Below are 5848 nucleotides of genomic sequence, written 5' to 3' on the forward strand. Positions count from 1 at the left end.
CGAGCGGTGGAGACGCCCTGGCAGCGCCGCTACGTCGGGCGATTCAGCACCGCGTGACTTGGTCCTCAGCGCGATCCGCTTGTGACACATCCAGCTCGCTGGCAAGCATCGCGCGTGGACGGAGAACGGTTGTGGCAGCTCTTTGGGCGCGGCGCCGCTTGTGGTCTCGGGCCCTCCGTCAGTCGTTGATGAGCATTGCTTCGAGCAGGGGCCGCAGGGCCGCACGCTGGTCGTCACTGAGCCGGCGCATCACGGTCGATCCTTCCGCCACTCTTGCCACCAGCCTGGATCGCAACAGGCGTCCCTGGTCGGTCAGCGTGACCAGCTTGATCCGCCGATCCTCACCGGGAACCCGCTCGACGAAGTCGCGCGCCGCGAGGCGGTCGGTGAGTCCGGTGATGTTGGAGGCGTCGCAACGGAGGTGATCCGCCAGCTCCCGCATCGGCTGCGGCTGTTCGAGCATCAACACCATCCGCGCCAGCGGTGGGGTCAGCGCCTCCTCGGCGACAACCTCCCGGAAGTCCTCCTGCGCCCGGTCGACGACCTGGAAGAGCAGACGAGTCAATTGGTGGGCCTCATCCAGTCGCAAGCTCCTGGTAGTCACGAACAACAGACTACTTGATGTCCTCGACCCTTGACGACTTCAAGGAATGTCGGTTCGATGAGCACATCAATCATTGAACTAGTGAAGGGAATTACCTTGCCCACCACACACGCTGTCACCAACAAGAAGACGACAACGCCCGATGCGGGCCGCGCTGCCTGGCGGGCCGGAGGGCACGCCGTCCTCATCGCAGCAACCGGCAGCCTTGCGCTCTACGCGGCGGCCAAGCTGGCAGGAACCGACTTCCAGATCACGCCGGCAGGGGCCGCCCGTGGCACTGACGTCACTGCGGCCTTCGTCCTGGTCAGCATCGCGGTCCCCTTGCTGTTGGGGACGCTGCTGCTGCGCGCGCTGTCAGGGCGCGCTCGAGCCTGGTCTGCGCTGGCGTGGACGGGACTCGGGCTTGGCATCGTCACGATCGCGACCCCGTTGATGGCCGAGGCCGACACGGGCGCGCGCCTGGCCCTCGCGGTCATGCACGTGGTGACTGGCGCCACCTGGTGGTACGCCGTCCGCCACAACTCTCCGAAGGAAATGCATTCGTCATGACCCGCCAGGCGTTCACCAAGGTCGAGCACGAGTTCCTCGCTGCCCCGCGTGGGCTCGCCCGGATCGCGACCGTCGACCGAACGGGAATGCCGCACATAGTCCCAACCGGCTGGAAGTTCGACGCTGAGAATGGCGACCTCCTCCTGACTGGCCGCGACGTCGGCGCCACACAACGCGTCAAGCACCTCGCGGACAAGCCCAAGGCAGCCGTCGTCATCGACGGGGTCGATGAGACGGAAGGCTGGAAGCCGTGGGCGCTAATAGTCCGTGGAGACGCGATCTACGACGATGCCATCGGCGCGATCCGGTTGAACCCAACCGCTATCACTTCCTGGGGAATCTGACTCCCCAGCGCTCGTTCAGGCCGAGCCCGCAAACCCATCCCGCACTGGTCACGCTCCGCGTGACGATCCACTCAGGGCACTGACAGCCAACCTGTCACCTGCTCGTGCAGCAGACCCCAGCGGCAGATCCTGCGGTTGCAGGGGGTAGGTCGAGAACTACCAGTTAGCCTCACGGCATGGGTGGTGGCCTCGCAGGCACTGTGCGGCAAGTCTCGCCGTTGCAGCGGTCGGTCGGCGCGATGTATGCCCTTTGCGTGGCCGTCGTGGCGGGTGTGGGATTCGTCGGCGATTCGACTTCCACGATTCTGCTCGCCGCAGTGCTGTCGCTTCCAGCAAGCATGATTGCCGTGCCCGGCTACTACCTGGCGTACGGCCTACTGGCGCTTGTTCCCGGTGCCAACCCCTCTGGGAGTTCGGGCTCTGCATCGTGCACGGCGGCTGGCGAGTGCAACTCATCGGCAACAGGAGGTCTGCCGCACTGGTTTGTGGTCACCACGGACGTCGTCGGCGTCCTCGCATTGACCTGCGCAGCGCTTGTCAACGTTCTCGCGCTCCGAATCCTGACCGATCGTCGACGGGGCGCAGGGAGGGTCTGAGCCCGCTCGTCGAGCTGTCAGCGCAGATCACGGCCATAGCAGGATGCGATGCCCGCAACGGGGATCCGGACGAGCGTAGCCGCCCTCAACGCGGCAGATCCAGATGGCCGCACCGGTCGAAAATGCCACCTGACATCGCAACGGCCTCCACCTGAGAGTCCAACTCGCGTCGTCACATCAGAGGCCGGACGCTCCGCCGCCCCACAGAATCACGATGCCCAGTCCGATGAGGACGATCGGAAACAGCACATGCTCCCAACGCTCAAGGACCTCGTTGATACCCGGACGAGTGGCAACGAACTTCGCCAGCACGACCAGCGCCGCCACCAGGATGAGGAATACGACGCAGTACGCGGCAGTCGCGGCGGGACCCACGTTGAGGAAGACAGGAACGTAGACCCCGATGTTGTCACCACCGTTGGCGAAGGTGACTGCGGCGACCGTCCAGGCCGCCACAGACTTGCCCGCGACCTTCGCCTCGTCATCGTCATCGTCGCCGTCACGCCAGGCCTGCCACGCCGCCCAGAGGCCCAAGGCCAACGGGATGAGGCCGAAGTAGGGGATTGCCTCCTCGGGCAAGAAGGCTCCTGCCCCCAATGAGACGAGCACCGCTGCGGCCAAGATGCCAGCGAAGCCGAGGTACTGACCGGCCAAGATTCGAGTTGTGGTCCCGCTTCGTCCGGCTCCTCGGGCAAAGAACAGCGAGAGCACGATGATGTCGTCGATGTTGGTGGCAATGAACAGCCCGAACGCCTGAAGTGCGGAAGTCAGGATCACGCGCCGACCCCTCCGCTGCCGCACTCCGGCAGGGAACAGGCCGGGTCGATGCACGGTGCACTCTCGTCGACCGCGAGCGTGACCTCCACCAGGGCGGCGAGTGCTCGCGCCAGGTGCGGGTCAGCGATGGCATAACGCATCTGGCGACCCTGCGGTTCCGCGACAACGATGCCGCAGTCCCGCAGGCACGAGAGGTGGTTCGACACGTTGGATCGGGTCAAGCCAAGATCTGCCGCCAGTTCGGCGGGATACGCGGGCCGCTCCAACAGGATCATGAGCAAACGCGAACGGGTCGGATCGGCCATTGCCCGACCAAGCCGATTCATCACGTCCAGGCGCGTGGCGACGGTCAACATGGCCGAGACAGTACAGCAGTCGCTGAACTGTTGATCTGTGGGGGGTAGCCCTGCCCGATGTCGGCCGTTGGCTCGACGCGCATCCGCGAGTGTGGTCGACAGAATGCCGACGCGCTCTCATCGCAGTTCCGGGTGTTCCGGTACGCCGACAGGCGGTGGAGAGACGTACTCATCGCGGCTGTCAGGACGTGTCCGGATCGGAGGTCGAGCGCCACGCTCCCGTCGAGGGAGCCCGGGAGATACTAAAGGTCAAGGGGTCGGGGTGACCCACCACGCGGCTTCGGGAGGTTGGTCATGAAGGTCGAGTTGCTCTACTTCGAGGGCTGCCCGAACTGGACCGTGGCAGATGAGCGGCTGGCGCAGGCGCTGACGACCCTGAGGCGTGACGACATCACGGTGGAACGACGCCAGGTGGAGACCACTACTCAGGCCGAAGAGTTCGGTTTCACCGGCTCCCCGACGATCCGGGTCGACGGCCGCGACCCCTTCGCGACCGGTGAGCAGCACGTCGGGCTGGCCTGCCGGGTCTACTCGACCCCGAAGGGTCTGAGTGGCTCGCCGACGGTCGAGCAGTTGGTGGAGGTGTTGTCGTGAAGCGCCTCGTACTCATCGTTCTCGGGGGGTACCTGCTCGTCGCGGTCGGCAACAAGGTCGCGGAAGCAGCGGGCATGATGACGTGCGGCTGCGCCGACGACTGCTGGTGCAAGCGCCCGGGTTTGAGCCCGTTCCGGTGGGTATTTCCGTGGCGGCACCGCGGTCCTCACACGGCTCAGGAGAAGGCCACTCTGGAGCCCGCGCAGGCGTAGCCGACGGGAATCCGGCGCCGGGGCGACCGAGGACCCGTGGGCCCCTGTGGTGTCGCGCGATCAATCCCTGACAGAGCGGACCTGGAGTTCGGTGGGGCTCGTTTAGGGGAATAAGACCACCACCACAGCGGGTCGTCCGGAATTCGGCATGTGCGGTTGTCACGTGGCTGAGGCCATGAACGCAGCCAGGATGTAGTTCGGGTGGCGATCGAGGTTGTTGCGAGCTCGGTCGTAGCGCATGGTCGTGCGGGGTCGGCGTGGCGGGCGGCAACCTGGACGTCGCGCAGGTCGACGCCGGCGTCGAGCATCGTGGTGACGAACGTGTGGCGCAGCATGTGCGGGTGCATGCGAGCGGTGGTGACGTTGGCGGACCGGGCTAGTGCTCGGAGCCGTCGGGTGGCGGCGTGCCGATCCATCCGTCGGCCGCGCCGGTTGAGCAGGATCGGGCCGTCCACGCGATCCTCGACTGCTCGGTCGATGGCGCGACCGACAGCCGGCGGTAGTGGGACCACAGCCGTCTTGTCGCCCTTCCCGTGAACGCTGAGCACGCGGTGGCCGCGAGCTTCGCCGAGCGCTTGGACGTCGGTGCCGGTGGCCTCGAAGATGCGCAGGCCGAGCAGTCCGAGCATCGCGACCAGTGCGAAGTCGTTGAGGTTGGCGGAGTCGCGGCCGGCGGTGAGGATGGCCTCGAACTGAAGGTGGCTCAGACCGAGGGTGGGTGACTCGAGCGGGACGTGAGGGCGGCGCACGAACTCGGCCGGTGAGTGGTCGAGGATCTGGTCGATGACGCAGGTCCGGTAGAACGTGGCCAGCACCGACAGCCGACGCGACACCGTCGAGGGGCGAAGGTGCCGTATCTCTTGGAGCCAGCGCAGGTACAGCTCGACGTGCGCTCGCTGAGCCTGCAGCGGCATCACGTCTCGTTCGAGGCACCAGCGCAGGTAGGCGTTGAGGTCGGAGGCGGTGTGGGCGCGGCTCTGTCCCTTGTAGCGGGCCAGGTGGGCTGCGACGGCCAGGCGCAGCATCGGATCATCGACGTTCAGCAGGGCAGGGAGGGTGGTGGTGTCCATCCCAGTACGTCGCACCGGCCAACAGCCGGCCGTCAAGTGCATCGGAAGGGCGTAGCGAGACAGCGTGCCAACATTCAGCCCTCGCCTGCCGACTGCGCGGATCTGCCGATGAGCGTGCGACGTGTTCGGATGCTCTCGTAACCTGTGCCCCGTGAGTGACACAGGGTGCCTCGTCGTCGTTTCGGGTCTGCCCGGCAGCGGCAAGACGACGCAGGCCAAGAGGTTGCAGGCCGACAGGCCGGGCATCCGGTTCTGCCCAGACGAGTGGATGACCGCGCTAGGGGCGAACCTGTGGGATAGCGAACTTCGCGCCCGCGTGGAAGCGCTGCAATGGGACATGGCTCTTGACGTGCTCCGCGCCGGGGGCACCGCCATCATTGAGTGGGGCACTTGGGGCCGAGACGAACGCGAACGTCTGAGGGCAGAAGCCGCAGCGCTAGGTGCGCGCACTGAACTGCTCTTCCTCGACGTCCCTGCGGATGTGCTGTGGAAGCGCATCGAGGAACGGGGCATGGAGGACCCTCCGATGAAGCACGAGGATGTCGTTGCGATGCACGAGTTCATGCAGAGCCAGCGTCCCGACGAAACGGAGCGCAGCGCCTTCGACGAGGTCCTGTAGTTCATCGGGGTGCACCCCCGCGCTCGTCCTCACCCCCGAACGCCCGGATCTGCTTGTTATGCACGTGATCCTTCAGGACATTTCGACCAGCCGTTGTGGCTGCCCGTCGACGGAGCTGGAGGCCCCG

Annotated in this window: 9 protein-coding genes; 5 read left to right on the top strand and 4 right to left on the bottom strand. The window is 66.0% G+C overall.

The features are described from left to right. Positions 1-178 precede the first annotated feature (178 nt). Positions 179-604: a MarR family transcriptional regulator gene (locus tag Q1B24_RS21640; protein WP_299932976.1), complete on the bottom strand. Its 426-nt coding sequence runs from the start codon at positions 602-604 to the stop codon at positions 179-181. Between the two features lie 57 nt (positions 605-661). On the opposite strand from Q1B24_RS21640, the gene Q1B24_RS21645 reads away from it, so the two are divergent. From Q1B24_RS21645 to Q1B24_RS21655, 3 genes are all read left to right on the top strand, one after another. After that, the gene (locus tag Q1B24_RS21645; RefSeq protein WP_299932979.1) at positions 662-1153 is read left to right on the top strand and encodes a DUF6069 family protein; all 492 of its coding nucleotides are present in this window, start codon (positions 662-664) and stop codon (positions 1151-1153) included. Beyond that, positions 1150-1497: a pyridoxamine 5'-phosphate oxidase family protein gene (locus tag Q1B24_RS21650; RefSeq protein ID WP_299932982.1), complete on the top strand. Its 348-nt coding sequence runs from the start codon at positions 1150-1152 to the stop codon at positions 1495-1497. The genes Q1B24_RS21645 and Q1B24_RS21650 overlap by 4 nt, the downstream gene beginning before the upstream one ends. A 176-nt stretch (positions 1498-1673) precedes the next feature. Next, positions 1674-2093 (top strand): hypothetical protein, encoded by a 420-nt coding sequence (locus Q1B24_RS21655; protein WP_299932986.1) that lies wholly within the window; start codon positions 1674-1676, stop codon positions 2091-2093. Between the two features lie 177 nt (positions 2094-2270). Here the strand turns inward: Q1B24_RS21655 and Q1B24_RS21660 are convergent, their stop codons facing one another. Together Q1B24_RS21660 and Q1B24_RS21665 are read right to left on the bottom strand one after the other, a co-directional pair. Continuing rightward, entirely contained in the window at positions 2271-2870 is a 600-nt protein-coding gene (locus Q1B24_RS21660; protein ID WP_284536485.1) for a cadmium resistance transporter, read from the bottom strand. Next, complete coding sequence (locus Q1B24_RS21665; RefSeq protein ID WP_299932994.1) at positions 2867-3226, bottom strand: metalloregulator ArsR/SmtB family transcription factor; 360 nt, start codon at positions 3224-3226, stop codon at positions 2867-2869. Before Q1B24_RS21665 ends, Q1B24_RS21660 begins: the two co-directional genes overlap by 4 nt. A 294-nt stretch (positions 3227-3520) precedes the next feature. On the opposite strand from Q1B24_RS21665, the gene Q1B24_RS21670 reads away from it, so the two are divergent. Continuing rightward, positions 3521-3820 carry a thioredoxin family protein gene (locus Q1B24_RS21670; RefSeq protein WP_185254967.1) on the top strand — a complete coding sequence of 100 codons (300 nt, stop codon included), beginning with the start codon at positions 3521-3523 and terminating at the stop codon, positions 3818-3820. Positions 3821-3995: 175 nt separating this feature from the next. Here Q1B24_RS21670 and Q1B24_RS21675 read toward each other — a convergent pair whose 3' ends face one another. Continuing rightward, a complete protein-coding gene (locus Q1B24_RS21675) occupies positions 3996-5102 on the bottom strand; it encodes a tyrosine-type recombinase/integrase (RefSeq protein ID WP_299933004.1) in 1107 nt (368 codons plus the stop codon). Between the two features lie 151 nt (positions 5103-5253). Here Q1B24_RS21675 and Q1B24_RS21680 point away from each other — a divergent pair, with 151 nt between their 5' ends. After that, positions 5254-5721: an AAA family ATPase gene (locus tag Q1B24_RS21680; protein ID WP_299933007.1), complete on the top strand. Its 468-nt coding sequence runs from the start codon at positions 5254-5256 to the stop codon at positions 5719-5721. Positions 5722-5848: the final 127 nt, after the last annotated feature.

Source organism: uncultured Nocardioides sp., from assembly GCF_947488025.1.
Lineage (GTDB): Bacteria > Actinomycetota > Actinomycetes > Propionibacteriales > Nocardioidaceae > Nocardioides.

Coding starts and splice junctions, on each gene's coding strand:
- Q1B24_RS21675 (WP_299933004.1), bottom strand. CDS start 5,102: ATGGACACCACCACCCTCCCTGCCCTGCTGAACGTCGATGATCCGATG.
- Q1B24_RS21650 (WP_299932982.1), top strand. CDS start 1,150: ATGACCCGCCAGGCGTTCACCAAGGTCGAGCACGAGTTCCTCGCTGCC.
- Q1B24_RS21655 (WP_299932986.1), top strand. CDS start 1,674: ATGGGTGGTGGCCTCGCAGGCACTGTGCGGCAAGTCTCGCCGTTGCAG.
- Q1B24_RS21670 (WP_185254967.1), top strand. CDS start 3,521: ATGAAGGTCGAGTTGCTCTACTTCGAGGGCTGCCCGAACTGGACCGTG.
- Q1B24_RS21665 (WP_299932994.1), bottom strand. CDS start 3,226: ATGTTGACCGTCGCCACGCGCCTGGACGTGATGAATCGGCTTGGTCGG.
- Q1B24_RS21645 (WP_299932979.1), top strand. CDS start 662: ATGAGCACATCAATCATTGAACTAGTGAAGGGAATTACCTTGCCCACC.